Origin of the sequence: Sphingomonas hankookensis (assembly GCF_028551275.1) — a bacterium.
GTDB lineage: Bacteria > Pseudomonadota > Alphaproteobacteria > Sphingomonadales > Sphingomonadaceae > Sphingomonas > Sphingomonas hankookensis_A.
Genome location: NZ_CP117025.1, coordinates 776,976 through 790,508 on the forward strand (window position 1 = coordinate 776,976; position 13,533 = coordinate 790,508).

The window sequence follows — 13,533 nt, forward strand, 5'->3', positions numbered from 1 at the left end:
TCATGACGCCATGCCTGCGCCGGTGCGCACCGGCACTGCTGCTCGCACCGTTTCTGGCGGCGACCGGCGCCTGGGCGCAGCCGGGCCCCCGGACGGATTCGGACGATCAGGCCACCGATATCGTCGTCACCGGATCGCGCCTGGCGAATGCCAGCATCAACGGCCTCGACGTCGATCCGCTGCTGTTGCCGCAGAATGTCCGCCTGCTCGACGACACGCTGATCGACCGCACCGGCTTTACCGACCTGTCGCAGCTGTTCGATCTGGCGGGCGGTATGGCGCGGCAGAACAGCTTTGGCGGGGCGTGGGACGCCTATGCGATCCGCGGCTTTTCGGGTGATATTAACCAGGGTCCCGACCTGCTCGTCAACCGCTTCAGCGCCAATCGCGGGTTCAACGCGCGCCGCGACGTGGCGACCGTGGAGAGTTTCCAGGTGCTCAAGGGCCCGGCATCGGCGCTGTCGGGCAAGGGCGAGCCGGGCGGGTCGATCAACATCGTGACCAAGGCGCCCCTCGACCATGTCCATGCCGGCGGTGAGATCGGCTATGCCAGCTTCGACACGTGGCGCGGCAGTTTCGATATCGGCGGTCCGATCGCGGGCGGGATCGCGACGCGGGTGATCGGCGTCTATCAGGATGGCAACAGCTTCCGCGACTTCGTCCACAACGACCGCCTGCTGTTCGCACCCTCGCTCGGCTGGCGGGTGAGCGACCGGGTGCGCCTGCTCTATCAGCTCGAATACAACCTCGTACATTTCGTCCATGATCGCGGGCTGGTCGCGGTCGGAGGCGATGGTCGCGCGCTGCCCCGCAGCCGCTTTCTGGGCGAACCGAACGACGGGCCGATGACCCAGCGCACCGCGCAGCATCAGGCGACCGCCTATGTCGATCTCGGTCCCGGCATCGCGCTGGAAGCGGGGCTGCAATATCGTGACGGCGCACTGACCGGCCAGTCGACCCATAACGCCGTGCTGGTCGGCACACGGCTGCGGCGGCAGCTGCGCATCCATGACTATCGCTGGCAGGACCTGTCGGGTCGCATCGAACTGAGCCTCAACCGCACGCTGCTCGGCATCGGCCACCAGTTGCGCGTCGGTGCGGATGCGTTCGATTACGACCAGCGGCGCATCTTCTACCGCTTCAATCCCAGCGCGTCGCAGCCCTATGACATCGACGTGTTCCAGCCGGTCTATGGCCAGCGCAAGCCTGAGCAGCCCCCATCGGGTGGTCCGGGTTATTAGTTAGTGCATTGTCGTCTCCGCCGCCATTGCCGGTCGTAGGTGGAGCGAAGCGGAACCGGAGGCCGGCAATGGCGGTGTCGCCGCTTGTGGTGCGGGCGGCCGATAGCCCAGGCTGCTGTGCGGCCGGACGGTGTTGTAGTGACGGCGCCACGCCTCGATCAGTACCCTTGCTTCAGCGAGGCTGTAGAAGATCTCGCCGTTGAGCAGCTCATCGCGCAGCGAGCCGTTGAAGCTCTCGTTGTAGCCATTCTCCCACGGCGAACCCGGCACGATGTACAGCGTCTTCACGCCAACCTGCCCGAGCCATTTCTGAACCGCGGTAGCGATGAACTCGCTGCCGTTATCTGATCTGATATGCGCGGGCGGACCCCTCGCGATGAACAGGTCGGCAAGCGCTGCCAGCACGTCTTCGTGTCGAAGCTGGCGCGCGACGACCAGTGCCAGGCATTCCCTGCTGGCCTCATCGATGATGGTCAGTATCCGGAACTTGCGCCCGTCATGCGTCCGCGCTTCGACGAAGTCATACGCCCACACATGCCCCGGATACTCCGGTCGCAGCCGGATGCACGAGCCGTCGTTCAACCATAGCCGGCCACGTTTAGGTTGCTTCTGCGGCACCTTGAGGCCTTCGCGCCGCCAGATCCGCTCCACCCGTTTATGGTTCACCGACCAGCCCGCCGCATGCAGCAGTGCGGTTACCCGGCGGTAGCCGTAGCGCCCGTACTGCCTGGCCAGCGCGACGATGTCGTCGGTCAGCACCTCTTCGTCATCTGCCCCGCACGGCACCTTGCGCTGTGTCGACCGGTGCTGCCCCAGCACGCGGCACACGCGCCGCTCGGATACGTACAGCACCTCTCGCACCTGGTCGATGCAGCGTCGGCGTCGCGCGGGGCTCAGAAGTTTCCCCGCGCCGCCTCCTGTAGAATCAACTTGTCCAGTGTCAGGTCGGAGATCGCACGCCGCAGCCGCAGGTTCTCCTTCTCCAGATCTTTCATCCGACGCGCCTGATCCGTCTTCAAGCCGCCGTACTCCTTGCGCCAGCGGTAGTAAGTCTGCTCGCTGACCGCGATCCGCCGGCATGCCTCAGCGGTCGTCCCGCCCTGGCCCAGCATGATCTCGACCTCACGCAGCTTCCCGATGATCTCCTCAGGCTTGTGCTTCTTGGCAGGCATGCGTCGTCCCTTCCTTGATCCAGACTGTCATAGTCGATGGACCACTCAGAAGGGGGCAGCTCAGAAGCGCGCCGTTGCTCACGGTCAGTCCATCTTCTGTTCGCTGTACTGAACCAGTCGATCACCGTCGGCGTCCTTGAAGCTGCGGTAGTAGAGCTTCGCTTCCTGTCCGCTGCTGACCAGTACGCGACCCGAGCAATCCAGCTTGTCCGGGGTGTCGACAAGCGTTTGGGGCTCGTAGATTTTGACGATGTTGACCCCGTTTTGTCCGGCGATGCGAATTACGTCGTCGCGGATGCTCTCGCAGGTACGGACTTCGACGGGTTCGGTCGAAGCGAGATTGTCGGCTGGTTCGTCCAGGCCGCAGGCGGACAACAGAATCATCGATGTGATGGGAAGGTAGCGTGTCATGACAATCATAGCTTTTCTCCTGATTGCTGGTTCAGTTCTTCCACTGCGCTTCGGCGAAGGCGCGGCAGGTGGTGAGGCCGACGATGCCGTTGCGACCAGCCGACACACGGATCGTCTGCTCGTTAATCGGTTGGATCTCGCGGCCCCGTTTCCTCGCTTCTTCGTAGGCTCGCGCGGTGGCGATCGATCGGCAGGCCGTAAGCACGGCTTCGGTTTCTGGAATGAACTGGTAGCGGCTGTATCGGACGTCGACGCTGAAGCCGGTCGTGGTGTCGGCAACCTTGATCTTGGCGTCGTTGCCTTTGCCTTCCGCCAGCGGCTTGGAAACGTCGGCGGCGGTGGTGCAGGCGGCGAGCGCGAGCAGCCCCGCCAGAACGGTGTGCTTCGGTGACATGGTGTTCTCCTTCGTTGTTGAACTGGATCGTTCCCGGTTCGCGATGACCGGGCAAGTAAAAATGACACGTCTGGTGGACAGGCATGGACGCGCGAAGGCGGCCACATCCGCGCATGGACGTGGTGAAGCTTCTGGGTGAGAACGTGCGCCGCTATCGAAAGCTGGCGGACATATCGCAGGAGGAACTTTCGCTGCGGACGGGTATCAAACGCAGCTACATAAGCGATTTGGAGCGCGGCACGCGAAACCCAACGGTTCGGGCTCTCGGTCAGTTGGCAAAAGGTCTTCGGATTGAGCCTTCAGCGCTACTTAGTTCGGAATAGTGCACCTTAGTATATAAGGTGCCAGTATTGCCGTAGTATTGTATATCAGCTAGATTGACGCTTCGAATGCAGCGAAAGATCTAGTCAAGTGCTGCGCGAACGCAGTTGCGAATAACCGAAAAAATTCTGTCCATCTCTGGAAGGTGGGCTGCCCGACTCCTACGTTCTGGGCTATAGAATGAATTATACCGTTCCGTAACTCATAAAAGTCATTGAGAATTCTAGTTATTTCTCTAGCTCTGAAATCTCGGTGTGGATTTCCAATGGAATTGTCGAAATCGGTATGTCGACACATGCCAGTATGTACATCAGAAATACTCAGTTTTTTGCATAATTCCAATATCGTCTCATACCGCATATTATTTTCATGTTCACTAATAAGTTTGTAATCGAACTAAGATGTATTTCCGTTAACTGGATAGGCTAATAGATTATTTAAAGTTTGCTGGGCAACGTTTGCCCAATTCGAAGATCCTTTTGGTCGTATACGTGAAAGTTTCGATGCCGCGGACCTCCAATACGAATCGACAAGTTTTTCTCGGAAATTGATTTCCAGATTGTTATAACTAATTACCACTCCTTTGGCATACTCCTCAATCTGTTGGCGAATATACTCTTCAAAATGAGCTGCAAGCAGTACAATACCGGCCGCTGCCATTGTATTCTGGCCACCAGCTATAACTATTGGTAGCAATCGACCCGATATATTGACCGGATTTGCAGGGTCTTGGGCCGATGTTGTCGTGATAATTGCGACCAAGTTATCTAAAATGCCTGTTTGGCGATCAAACTCGGCATTTGCGAAATTAAAATCCTGCATCACGAATCGCACTGCGTAGGAGTTCAGTCATACTAGATATTCTCTGACGTATGTCGGCAGCGGTGTTTGCGCGTCCGCTAAACCGAGAAATCTGTTCTGATGAAGAAAGTGCTTGCCAATAACGGCGTTGGACATGCGCCTTCGCATAGATGAGGCTCTCGGCCTCAGGGTACAGTTCATCGACCGCCGCCATTACTGCGTCGTACATACTCTCGGACGGCGGGCTGTCAAAGGTGAGTCTAAAAGGCTTTCCATCAAACAGCAAAGAGCATAAGCCTAGCGTATTCTCAAAAGCAAATCGATATTGAGAAATTTCTTGTTCTGTATCTGCAACGTGTCGTTCCATACATTTATCTAAGATGGATCGCATCGAACCTTTGATGGCATCTCGTTGCCGGAGAGCAAAAAATCGAAGTACAATTTGGCAATCACCCATTGTTCGATAAAGAGTATTCTTCTTTCGATCTGGGCTCTCGTACTCCTCATCGGAGTAACTATGGTATGCTGGAATGCCCCAAATTTCGGTAAATGTAGGATGCCGAGCAAGATCAATAACTAGTTCGTTAAACATTCCTGAGAATACGGCGTTTCTAATTTCCTGTGGATTAAGATGCTTGCCGCCGGTATTCAGCCTTTCAAAAACAAACCTTTTTAGTTCTAGAACTCTTTCAGAGTGTGCATCTCTCAAGGCGCTGCGAGATTCTTTAAGAAGCACGATCGCTGACAAAGAAGCGCGTTCCAAGGTTCGCTTTGTGCGCGGCGGTAGGTCGGCGTAACGGCGTCCGTTCAACGGAGATAGAATGCTAAGTGATGTCAGCTTCACCTGATTTGCAAAGAATTCTCGGATGGCGAGTAGCCTTTGTTGGCCGTCCATGACTTCGTATCGTGCAAAATCCGCCTCAAACAGAAATATTGGTGGAACTGGTACGTTGAGGAGAAACGATTCTATTAGCAGGGATTTTTGTTTATTTGTCCATCGAGAGCGACGTTGATACTCTGGTCGTAAATTTACTGTTTTCGATTCGTCGACTACGTCTTGAATTTGAGGTAACAAAAAATTGTTTGTCTGGTAAATTGCCCGAAAAGGGGATTCAACAATCGATTTCTCAATCTCGTCGACTGTTTTGAATGATATAACATCAAAGCTTTCCTCTCCTTCATTCAGAGGATCTTCGATGTTGTAGGGGCTGGCTTCTATCACTTTCTGTTCGGGATTGGTCTGGTCGCCTTCCAAGCCGTTATTTGCCAACGGTTTAATTTGGTTTTCGTCACTCATGCCATTCTGTTCCCAATCGTCGGACATGCTGCGTTCCGCGATTTCCTAGCCGTAACCGAATTTCGCGATGCCTTGTAATCGCAGCAATCTGTTTCCTTGCATTTCCGTGGATGGGGTATTTAGCAAGCAGGGCAGGACGTAAAGCTGTTATCTGCCCATGATCAGGGTTCGCCGAGCAAGGCTCGCGAGTCAGCTGGGGTTCGTCGCGCAGTTCTTAGGCCTGCCGCTGCATGGGGGCGACTATGCGCTGATCGTCATGGTGTCGGTGCTGGGATCGGCGGCGACCGCCGGGCTGACCGGGGCGACCGTGATGCTGACACTGACGCTCACCACGCTCGGCCTGCCGCTGGAGGGGGGGGCGGGGCTGTTGCTCGCGATCTACCCGATTCTCGACTTGGGGCGCACCGCCGTCAATGTCGCGGGGCGGATGCTGGTGCCGGTTATCGTGGCGAAGTGCGAGGGGTTGCTGACTTCACCCGCCGATGCCCCGCCAGAGTTGGCCTTAGGGTGGCAGCAGCGATGCGTCGCCATAGGGTGCGGCCCATCAGCGCCGATACCAGCATGTCCGGCGTCATGTCAGCGTTCGTTAGACAATGGGTTGCTGGATACGGAAAGCGACTCGCCAGCCAGTCTGTCGAGCTTTGATTGCCTAACCAAAGCGCCCCAGTCCCAACCCAAACGGCAACGAACGCTAGCGGACTTTCACAAGGCAACGCCTCGCTAAGCTTCGTTATGCATCATAAGGAAGGTGGTGCCCCTCAAAGGCCGAAAATGGGCACTCAGAACATTGGACAATTTCGATATCGCGGCGCTGATGCAACGTCCGATGCTGGATTAATAAATAGCACGCGGTTAGTCGTGAACCCCCGAGGTTCGCATGGTCCCTGTCCATGCCATATGCTGCGGAAGAATGCCGTTACCACAGCATATGGTAGCTACGAGCGTGCGCCGGGCGGGCGAACAAAAGCCTTTTGCAGGATTTAATACATCCATTATGCTGGATGCATGGAAAATGATTCGGCTATCGTTGCGCTTGGGGCGCTGGCGCAGGCAACGCGCCTAGACGTGTTCCGCCTGCTGGTTCGGCACGAACCCGCCGGGATGGCGGCTGGCGAAATCGCCCGTCAGCTCGACGTGCCGCAAAACACCATGTCGGCACATCTCGGCATTCTCGCCCGCGCGGGCCTGGTCCGCTCCGAACGCCATAGCCGGTCAATCATCTATCGCGCCGATCTGGACGGCCTGCGCACGCTGATGCTGTTCCTCGTGAAGGACTGCTGCGCTGGTAACGCGGAACTGTGTGCGCCGCTGATCGCCGAACTCGCCCCCTGCTGCTGAAAGGACGCCCTGTGGCCGTCGATATCGTGATCTATCACAACCCCGAGTGCGGCACTTCCCGCAATGCCCTTGGGCTGATCCGCAATGCCGGCATCGAACCGCATGTCATCGAGTATCTCAAGACGCCGCCCGCGCGCGCGCTTTTGGTCGCGCTGATCGACCGCGCCGGTGTGAAGCCGCGCGATCTCCTGCGCGAGAAGGGTACGCCCTATGCAGAGATGGGCCTGAACGACACGTCGCTGTCCGACGACGCGTTGGTCGATGCGATGTTGGCGCACCCGATCCTCATCAACCGACCGCTGGTCGTCTCGCCGCTCGGTGTGAAGCTGTGCCGCCCTTCCGAAACCGTTCTTGATCTGCTACCGAGCGGCCAGCTCGGCGCGTTCGCCAAGGAAGACGGCGAACAGGTGGTCGATGCGTCGGGCCGGCGCGTCGGCTGATGCTGCTTGCGGCCCTGATCTTCGTCGCGACGATCGCGCTCGTCATCTGGCAGCCTAAGGGCCTCGGCATCGGGTGGAGCGCGATGGGCGGGGCGATCGTCGCGCTGCTCGCGGGCGTCGTCACCCTGTCCGACGTGCCGGTGGTGTGGGGGATCGTCTGGAATGCGACCGCCGCGTTCGTCGCGATCATCGTCATCAGCCTGTTGCTGGATGAAGCCGGGTTCTTCGAATGGGCGGCGCTGCATGTCGCCCGCTGGGGCGCAGGCCATGGTTACCGGCTGTTCGTCCTGATCGTGCTGCTCGGCGCAGGCGTGTCCGCACTGTTCGCCAATGACGGCGCGGCGCTGATCCTGACCCCGATCGTCATCGCCATGCTGCGGGCACTGGGGTTCGAGGACAAGGCGATGCTGGCGTTCGTCATGGCGGCGGGGTTCATCGCCGATACCGCCAGCCTGCCGCTGGTCGTCTCGAACCTCGTCAACATCGTGTCGGCCGACTTCTTCGGGATCGGGTTCGGGGAGTATGCGGCGGTGATGGTGCCGGTCGACCTGGTGTCGATCGCCGCCACGCTGGGCGCGCTGCTGCTCTTCTTCCGCCGCGACATACCGCGGGATTACGATGTGGCCGCGCTGCGCGCGCCCGGTGCCGCGATCCGGGATGCGGCGACCTTCCGCGCCGGATGGATCGTCCTTGCCCTGCTGCTCGCCGGCTTCTTCCTGCTCGAACCGATGGGCGTGCCGGTCAGCGCCGTCGCCGCTGCCGGCGCCATCCTGCTGCTGGTGATCGCCGGGCGCGGCCACGAAATACAGACCGGCAAGGTGCTACGCGGCGCACCGTGGCAGGTCGTGATCTTCTCGCTCGGCATGTACCTGGTCGTCTATGGCCTGCGGAACGCCGGCCTGACCGATTATCTGGCGGCGCTGCTCGATCGCACCGCGCAAGGCGGGGTATGGGGCGCGGCGCTGGGAACGGGCGTGATCGCGGCCGTCCTGTCGTCGGTGATGAACAACATGCCGACCGTGCTGGTGGGGGCGCTGTCGATCGACGCCACCCACGCGACCGGGGCGGTCCGGGACGCGATGATCTACGCCAATGTCATCGGCTGCGACCTCGGCCCCAAGCTGACGCCGATCGGCTCGCTTGCGACGCTGCTGTGGCTGCATGTCCTGGGGCAGAAGGGCGTCAGGATCGGATGGGGCTATTATTTCCGGGTCGGGGTTACGCTCACCGTGCCGGTCCTGCTCATCACCTTGGCGGCGCTCGCGCTGCGAATTGGACTCGCTTGATGCCGCTCCGCAACCTTGCCGACCCCGACCATCTGCCCGCGCTCGATCGGCGCTATGCGCTCGATCGGCCCGCCCTTGGGCTGGGCGCTGGTGATCCGCCGCCCCGCATCCTGCTGCTCTATGGCTCGCTCCGGGAGCGATCCTATTCGCGTCTGTGCGTCGAGGAGGCAGCGCGGCTGCTCCGCTTCTTCGGCTGCGAGACGCGCATCTTTGATCCCGCGACGCTGCCGCTACCCGACCAGTACGTCGGCGACGACCATCCGGCCGTCCATGAATTGCGCGAATTGTCGCTATGGTCGGAGGGGCAGGTGTGGTGCAGCCCCGAGCGCCACGGCCAGATCACCGGCATCATGAAGCTGCAGATCGATCACCTGCCGCTCAGCATGGGCGGGATGCGCCCGACCCAGGGCCGCACGCTGGCGGTCATGCAGGTGTCGGCCGGATCGCAGTCGTTCAACAGCGTCAACAGCCTGCGCGTGCTGGGCCGATGGATGCGGATGGTGACGATCCCCAACCAGTCGTCGGTCGCCAAGGCGTTTGCCGAGTTCGATGACGCCGGCCGGATGAAGCCGTCGAGCTATTACGACCGGATCGTCGACGTGGCGGAGGAACTGGTGCGCTTCACCGTCCTGTTGCGCCCGCATACCGCGCAACTGGTCGATCGCTATTCGGAGCGGAAGGAAGCCGGCGTGCCGATCAACGCCGCCACGGACCTGTCCAGCATCGCGACCTCGCCGCAATCCTGACGGCAACGATCGGCCCGCTGCAACGAGCTGCGCTCGAACAATCCATGTTCGCAGTTGCAATATGGTCCGATCAGTGACTATCTACGGGCCTTCGACGGACCCGAATCGTTTCGGGTGGCTCGGCCCGGCGCCTATCCCCGGGATAACCATAGCGAATTTGGGTCTCGCTCCGAGCATCGTTGATTGAACGCGTCTGACGGCGTGCGCCCCTCGCTATTGCGATCAGGTTTCTACATGACATTTGCTACTTCGCTTCGACGCGAATGGCTCTCGAACCCACGCGCGGACGTGCTTGCGGGCATCGTCGTCGCGCTCGCGCTGATCCCGGAAGCCATCGGCTTCTCAATCATTGCTGGCGTCGATCCAAGCGTCGGGCTGTTTGCCTCTTTCTCCATCGCCGTCATCATTTCGCTCGCGGGCGGTCGCCCCGGCATGATCTCGGCCGCAACCGCCGCAATTGCGGTTCTCGTCCTGCCGCTGATCCGCGATCACGGCGTCCAATACCTCTTCGCCGCCACCATCCTCATGGGGTTGATCCAGGGCGTCGCCGGGTTCCTGAAGCTCGACCTGCTGATGCAGTATGTGTCACGCTCGGTCATCACCGGCTTTGTCAATGCGCTCGCGATCCTGATCTTCATCGCGCAGCTCCCCCAGCTCACGAACGTCGGGTGGGAAACCTACGCGATGGTCGCAGCGGGGCTGGCGATCATCTACCTGTTCCCGTGCATCACCAAGGCGATCCCGTCGCCACTGGTTGCGATCGTGATCCTGACGATCGTGTCGATCTATGCAGGTATCAAGGTCAACACGGTCGACGACATGGGCAAGCTGCCCTCGTCGCTGCCGGCGTTCGGCATCCCGCAGGTGCCGTTCACGCTGGAAACGCTGCGCATCATCTTCCCCTATTCGCTGACGATGGCGGCGGTGGGCCTACTGGAATCGATGATGACCGCGCAGATCGTCGATGATCTGACCGACACTCCGTCCAACAAGCGTCGCGAGATAAAGGGGCAGGGCATCGCCAATTTCCTGACCGGGTTCTTCGGTGGAATGGGCGGCTGCGCGATGATCGGGCAGTCGGTCATCAACGTGAAGTCAGGCGGCTCTACCCGCCTCTCCACCTTCGTCTCGGGCGCATTCCTGCTGTTCCTGATCGTCGTGCTGGGGCCACTGGTTGCCCGCATTCCGATGCCGGCATTGGTCGCAGTGATGATTATGGTGTCGATCGGCACCTTCTCCTGGGGATCGATCAAGAACCTCAAGAGCCATCCGTGGCAGTCGTCGGTCGTCATGCTGGTGACGGTGCTGGTCGTCGTCTCGACGCACGATCTGGCGCAGGGCGTCGTTGCAGGCGTGATCCTTTCGGGTCTGTTCTTCGCCAGCAAGGTCAAGCGTCTGTTCGATGTGGCAACCGAGCTGAGTGCGGATGGAAGGACGCGAACCTACCGCGTCTCGGGTCAGGTGTTCTTCGCCTCGTCCGAGCGGTTCGCTGATGCCTTCGACTTCAAGGAGGTGCTGGACAATGTGGTCATCGACCTGACCGCCGCGCATTTCTGGGACATTTCGGCGGTGGGGAGCCTCGACAAGGCGATCCTCAAGTTTCGCCGCGAAGGCACCCATGTCGAGGTCATCGGCCTTAATCAGGCAAGCGCGACGATGATCGATCGCTTCGCCGTCCATGACAAGCCCGGCGCCGAAGCAGCGCTGGGCGCCCACTGAGGAGAGGGCTTATGAATCGCATATTGGCCTGTATCGACGCATCCACCTACGCAACCAGCGTCGTCGATCTGGCGGCCTGGGCCGCGACCCGGCTTGGGGCTGATGTCGAGCTGCTGCATGTCGTCCAGCGGAAGGATGCCGTGGCATCGCGCAACGATCATAGCGGCGCGATCGGCCTCGGCGTCAAAAGCGATCTGCTGGAGGAGCTGACCCGCCTTGAGGAAGCGGCGGGGCGTCTCGCCATCGAGGAAGGGCGCATCCTGCTGGACGCAGGCGGTGCCCGCCTGAAGGAGCAGGGCATCACGGTCGCGTCGATGCACCTGCATGGCGGGATCGTGGAAACGATCGTCGAGCGTGAAGCTGATGCCGCGCTGGTCATTATCGGCAAGCGCGGTGCCTCGGGCGAGTTCGCGACCGACCATATCGGCTCGAAGGTCGAACGGGTGGTGCGCGCCAGTGACAAGCCGGTGCTGATCACCTCGCGTGAGGCAAAGGCACCTGACGCCGTAGTGATCGCGTTCGACAACAGCCCTGCTGCCTGTCGGGCCGTGCGTCATGTCGCAACGTCGCCGCTGTTCGGCGGCTTGCCCGTGCACCTCGTCATGGCGGGACCGGACGATGCCAGGCATCGCGATCAGCTCGGCGCGGCAGCGGCTTCGCTTCCGGCCTGCGCCGAAACCGTCCTGCGCGATGGCAAGGTTGATGCCGTCATCGGCGATCACATGGCCGCGCATCCCGGCGCAATGCTGGTGATGGGTGCTTATGGTCACTCTCCGCTCCGCACGCTCATCGTCGGCAGTACGACAACGACGATGGTCCGCACCGTCCGCGCGCCGGTCTTGCTGGTACGCTGACATGACCGGGTGCGCGCCGGACTTGGAAGCGCGGCGTCGGCAATTACTGGCGCTGCGCGATCAGCTCGTTGCTGACGATGCGGTAGCCGAGGACATGCGCGCGCCGGTCACGCTCGATCAGGAAAGCGTCGGCCGCCTGTCGCGGATCGACGCCATGCAGGTGCAGGCAATGGCTCTGGCGGCGCAGCGGCACCGCCAGGCCGAGCGCAACCGCATCGATGCCGCGCTGAAGTGGATCGATAGTGGCGACTATGGCTGGTGCGTCCGGTGCGGAGAGGAAATCGAGGCCAAGCGCCTCGATCATGCGCCTGCGACGGCCATGTGCCTCACCTGCGCCAAGGAGGGCTAAGCCCGAAAGGAAGGCGTCATGCCGACCGGAACGATCAAATATCTCGACCGTGGTGGAGCCTGGGGCTTCATCTCCCGTGACGACAAACAGCCCAAGGTCTTCGTCCACGTCCGTGCAGCGGAGCGCGCCGGCTTCACCGAGCTGCGGCGCGGGCAGCGATGGCGTTTCGATTTGGTCGAGCGTCCCAAGGGAGGTTTCGAAGCCGACAACCTGGAAATCCTGTTAGACGACCCGCTACCGCCGGGACGATAGCCCACCGGCAAAGCCGGTAGCTCATCGATCGCCGTCTTGATGCTTCTTCCAATTCACGGGGATACGCAGGTAGGTGACGCCGTTCGCCTCGGCCTCGTCAAAATGGCCCGCGCGGATGTTGACTTGGATCGAGGGCAACAGGAGCTTGGGCACGGACAGTCCGGCGTCGCGCTTCTCGCGCATGGCGACGAACGCGTCTTCGCTTACGCCGTCATGGACGTGAACGTTCGACCAGCGCTGCTCGCCCACGGTCGTCTCCCAGCGATAGTCGTCGCGACCCGGCGCCTTGTAGTCGTGGCAGAGGAACAGCCGCGTCGCGTCGGGCAGCGCCAGCAACCGCCGGATCGAACGATAGAGCGTACGCGCGTGGCCACCGGGAAAGTCGGCACGGGCAGTGCCATAGTCGGGCATGAACAGCGTATCGCCGACGAACGCCGCATCACCGATCCGATAGGCGACATCGGCGGGGGTGTGGCCGGGGACGTGCAGCACCTCGACCTCCAGCGCGCCGATCGTGAACCGATCGCCGTCCTCGAACAGGCGGTCGAAGTCCGATCCGTCCGCCTTCAGGCCATCCATCGCGAACACGGGGCGGAAGATTTTTTGCACGTCGCGGATATGCGTGCCGATCCCGATCCATGCGCTGGTATGCGCCTTGATGAAGGGGGCGGCCGACAAATGATCGGCATGGGCGTGGGTCTCCAGCACCATAGCGATCCGCCAGTCCTGCTCGCGGGCGAAGGCGACGATGCGCTCGGCCGAGCGCGTATCGGCGACGCCACTCGCCATGTCGAAGTCGAGCACTGGATCGATCACTGCCGCTGTTCGCGTCGCAGGATCGCCGACAAGGTAGCTGATCGTGTTCGTCGGCTCGTCGAAAAATGCCTCGATGAAGGGCCGGGTCATGATTTC

The 13,533-nt window shown here is 60.8% G+C and carries 17 protein-coding genes, 1 pseudogene and 1 other annotated feature; of the genes and pseudogenes, 11 read left to right on the forward strand and 7 right to left on the reverse strand.

The genetic code is table 11. The features are described 5' to 3' along the window. Window positions 1-2 precede the first annotated feature (2 nt). Window positions 3-1,241 (forward strand): TonB-dependent siderophore receptor, encoded by a 1,239-nt coding sequence (locus PPZ50_RS03790; RefSeq protein ID WP_157092727.1) that lies wholly within the window; start codon window positions 3-5, stop codon window positions 1,239-1,241. Here the strand turns inward: PPZ50_RS03790 and PPZ50_RS03795 are convergent. The 3 genes from PPZ50_RS03795 to PPZ50_RS03805 all read right to left on the reverse strand — a co-directional run bounded on the left by PPZ50_RS03795 (window position 1,242) and on the right by PPZ50_RS03805 (window position 3,218). Then, window positions 1,242-2,413 (reverse strand): IS3-like element ISGbe1 family transposase gene (locus PPZ50_RS03795; protein ID WP_272815361.1). Its coding sequence is split into 2 segments (ribosomal slippage): window positions 1,242-2,149 and window positions 2,149-2,413, totalling 1,173 coding nucleotides; the frame shifts between segments, so codons are not numbered across the junction. Window positions 2,414-2,497: 84 nt separating this feature from the next. After that, on the reverse strand, window positions 2,498-2,833 hold the full coding sequence (locus tag PPZ50_RS03800) for a hypothetical protein (protein WP_066689546.1): 336 nt from the start codon (window positions 2,831-2,833) through the stop codon (window positions 2,498-2,500). A 22-nt stretch (window positions 2,834-2,855) separates the two neighbouring features. Further along, a complete protein-coding gene (locus PPZ50_RS03805) occupies window positions 2,856-3,218 on the reverse strand; it encodes a hypothetical protein (RefSeq protein WP_066689545.1) in 363 nt (120 codons plus the stop codon). A gap of 113 nt (window positions 3,219-3,331) precedes the next feature. Here PPZ50_RS03805 and PPZ50_RS03810 point away from each other — a divergent pair, with 113 nt between their 5' ends. Next, entirely contained in the window at window positions 3,332-3,541 is a 210-nt protein-coding gene (locus PPZ50_RS03810; RefSeq protein WP_084401439.1) for a helix-turn-helix domain-containing protein, read from the forward strand. 394 nt (window positions 3,542-3,935) lie between these two features. On the opposite strand, the gene PPZ50_RS03815 is transcribed toward PPZ50_RS03810, so the two are convergent. Continuing rightward, window positions 3,936-4,364 (reverse strand): hypothetical protein, encoded by a 429-nt coding sequence (locus PPZ50_RS03815; RefSeq protein ID WP_272815713.1) that lies wholly within the window; start codon window positions 4,362-4,364, stop codon window positions 3,936-3,938. Next, window positions 4,348-5,637, reverse strand: a complete 1,290-nt coding sequence (locus tag PPZ50_RS03820; protein WP_272815714.1) for a DUF262 domain-containing protein — start codon at window positions 5,635-5,637, stop codon at window positions 4,348-4,350. The genes PPZ50_RS03815 and PPZ50_RS03820 overlap by 17 nt, the downstream gene beginning before the upstream one ends. A 199-nt stretch (window positions 5,638-5,836) precedes the next feature. Between PPZ50_RS03820 and PPZ50_RS03825 the strand changes: the two are divergent. The 7 genes and pseudogenes from PPZ50_RS03825 to PPZ50_RS03855 form a co-directional block, all read left to right on the forward strand. Further along, window positions 5,837-6,115: pseudogene (locus PPZ50_RS03825) on the forward strand (cation:dicarboxylate symporter family transporter); the annotation flags it as partial. Between the two features lie 527 nt (window positions 6,116-6,642). Continuing rightward, window positions 6,643-6,975 (forward strand): ArsR/SmtB family transcription factor, encoded by a 333-nt coding sequence (locus PPZ50_RS03830; RefSeq protein WP_066689543.1) that lies wholly within the window; start codon window positions 6,643-6,645, stop codon window positions 6,973-6,975. An 11-nt stretch (window positions 6,976-6,986) separates the two neighbouring features. Next, window positions 6,987-7,415 (forward strand): arsenate reductase (glutaredoxin), encoded by a 429-nt coding sequence (gene arsC / locus PPZ50_RS03835; protein WP_066689542.1) that lies wholly within the window; start codon window positions 6,987-6,989, stop codon window positions 7,413-7,415. Then, entirely contained in the window at window positions 7,415-8,701 is a 1,287-nt protein-coding gene (locus PPZ50_RS03840) for an arsenic transporter (RefSeq protein WP_066689541.1), read from the forward strand. The genes arsC and PPZ50_RS03840 overlap by 1 nt, the downstream gene beginning before the upstream one ends. Continuing rightward, window positions 8,701-9,447 carry an arsenical resistance protein ArsH gene (gene arsH / locus PPZ50_RS03845; protein WP_066689540.1) on the forward strand — a complete coding sequence of 249 codons (747 nt, stop codon included), beginning with the start codon at window positions 8,701-8,703 and terminating at the stop codon, window positions 9,445-9,447. Before PPZ50_RS03840 ends, arsH begins: the two co-directional genes overlap by 1 nt. Window positions 9,448-9,540: 93 nt before the next feature. Then, window positions 9,541-9,595, forward strand: a sequence feature (sul1 is cis-regulatory element that is thought to sense ions involved in sulfur or methionine metabolism; They are found in Alphaproteobacteria). Between the two features lie 86 nt (window positions 9,596-9,681). After that, window positions 9,682-11,166, forward strand: coding sequence for a SulP family inorganic anion transporter (locus tag PPZ50_RS03850; RefSeq protein WP_066689539.1), 1,485 nt, complete (start codon window positions 9,682-9,684; stop codon window positions 11,164-11,166). 11 nt (window positions 11,167-11,177) lie between these two features. After that, on the forward strand, window positions 11,178-12,020 hold the full coding sequence (locus PPZ50_RS03855; RefSeq protein WP_066689538.1) for a universal stress protein: 843 nt from the start codon (window positions 11,178-11,180) through the stop codon (window positions 12,018-12,020). A 43-nt stretch (window positions 12,021-12,063) separates the two neighbouring features. On the opposite strand, the gene PPZ50_RS03860 is transcribed toward PPZ50_RS03855, so the two are convergent. Beyond that, window positions 12,064-12,324, reverse strand: a complete 261-nt coding sequence (locus PPZ50_RS03860) for a hypothetical protein (RefSeq protein ID WP_232307910.1) — start codon at window positions 12,322-12,324, stop codon at window positions 12,064-12,066. Here PPZ50_RS03860 and PPZ50_RS03865 point away from each other — a divergent pair. Then, window positions 12,301-12,369 (forward strand): hypothetical protein, encoded by a 69-nt coding sequence (locus PPZ50_RS03865; protein WP_232307908.1) that lies wholly within the window; start codon window positions 12,301-12,303, stop codon window positions 12,367-12,369. The genes PPZ50_RS03860 and PPZ50_RS03865 overlap by 24 nt on opposite strands. An 18-nt stretch (window positions 12,370-12,387) precedes the next feature. After that, window positions 12,388-12,621 (forward strand): cold-shock protein, encoded by a 234-nt coding sequence (locus tag PPZ50_RS03870; protein ID WP_066689537.1) that lies wholly within the window; start codon window positions 12,388-12,390, stop codon window positions 12,619-12,621. Window positions 12,622-12,642: 21 nt separating this feature from the next. On the opposite strand, the gene PPZ50_RS03875 is transcribed toward PPZ50_RS03870, so the two are convergent. Continuing rightward, window positions 12,643-13,527 carry an MBL fold metallo-hydrolase gene (locus tag PPZ50_RS03875; protein ID WP_066689536.1) on the reverse strand — a complete coding sequence of 295 codons (885 nt, stop codon included), beginning with the start codon at window positions 13,525-13,527 and terminating at the stop codon, window positions 12,643-12,645. Between the last annotated feature and the right edge of the window lie 6 nt (window positions 13,528-13,533).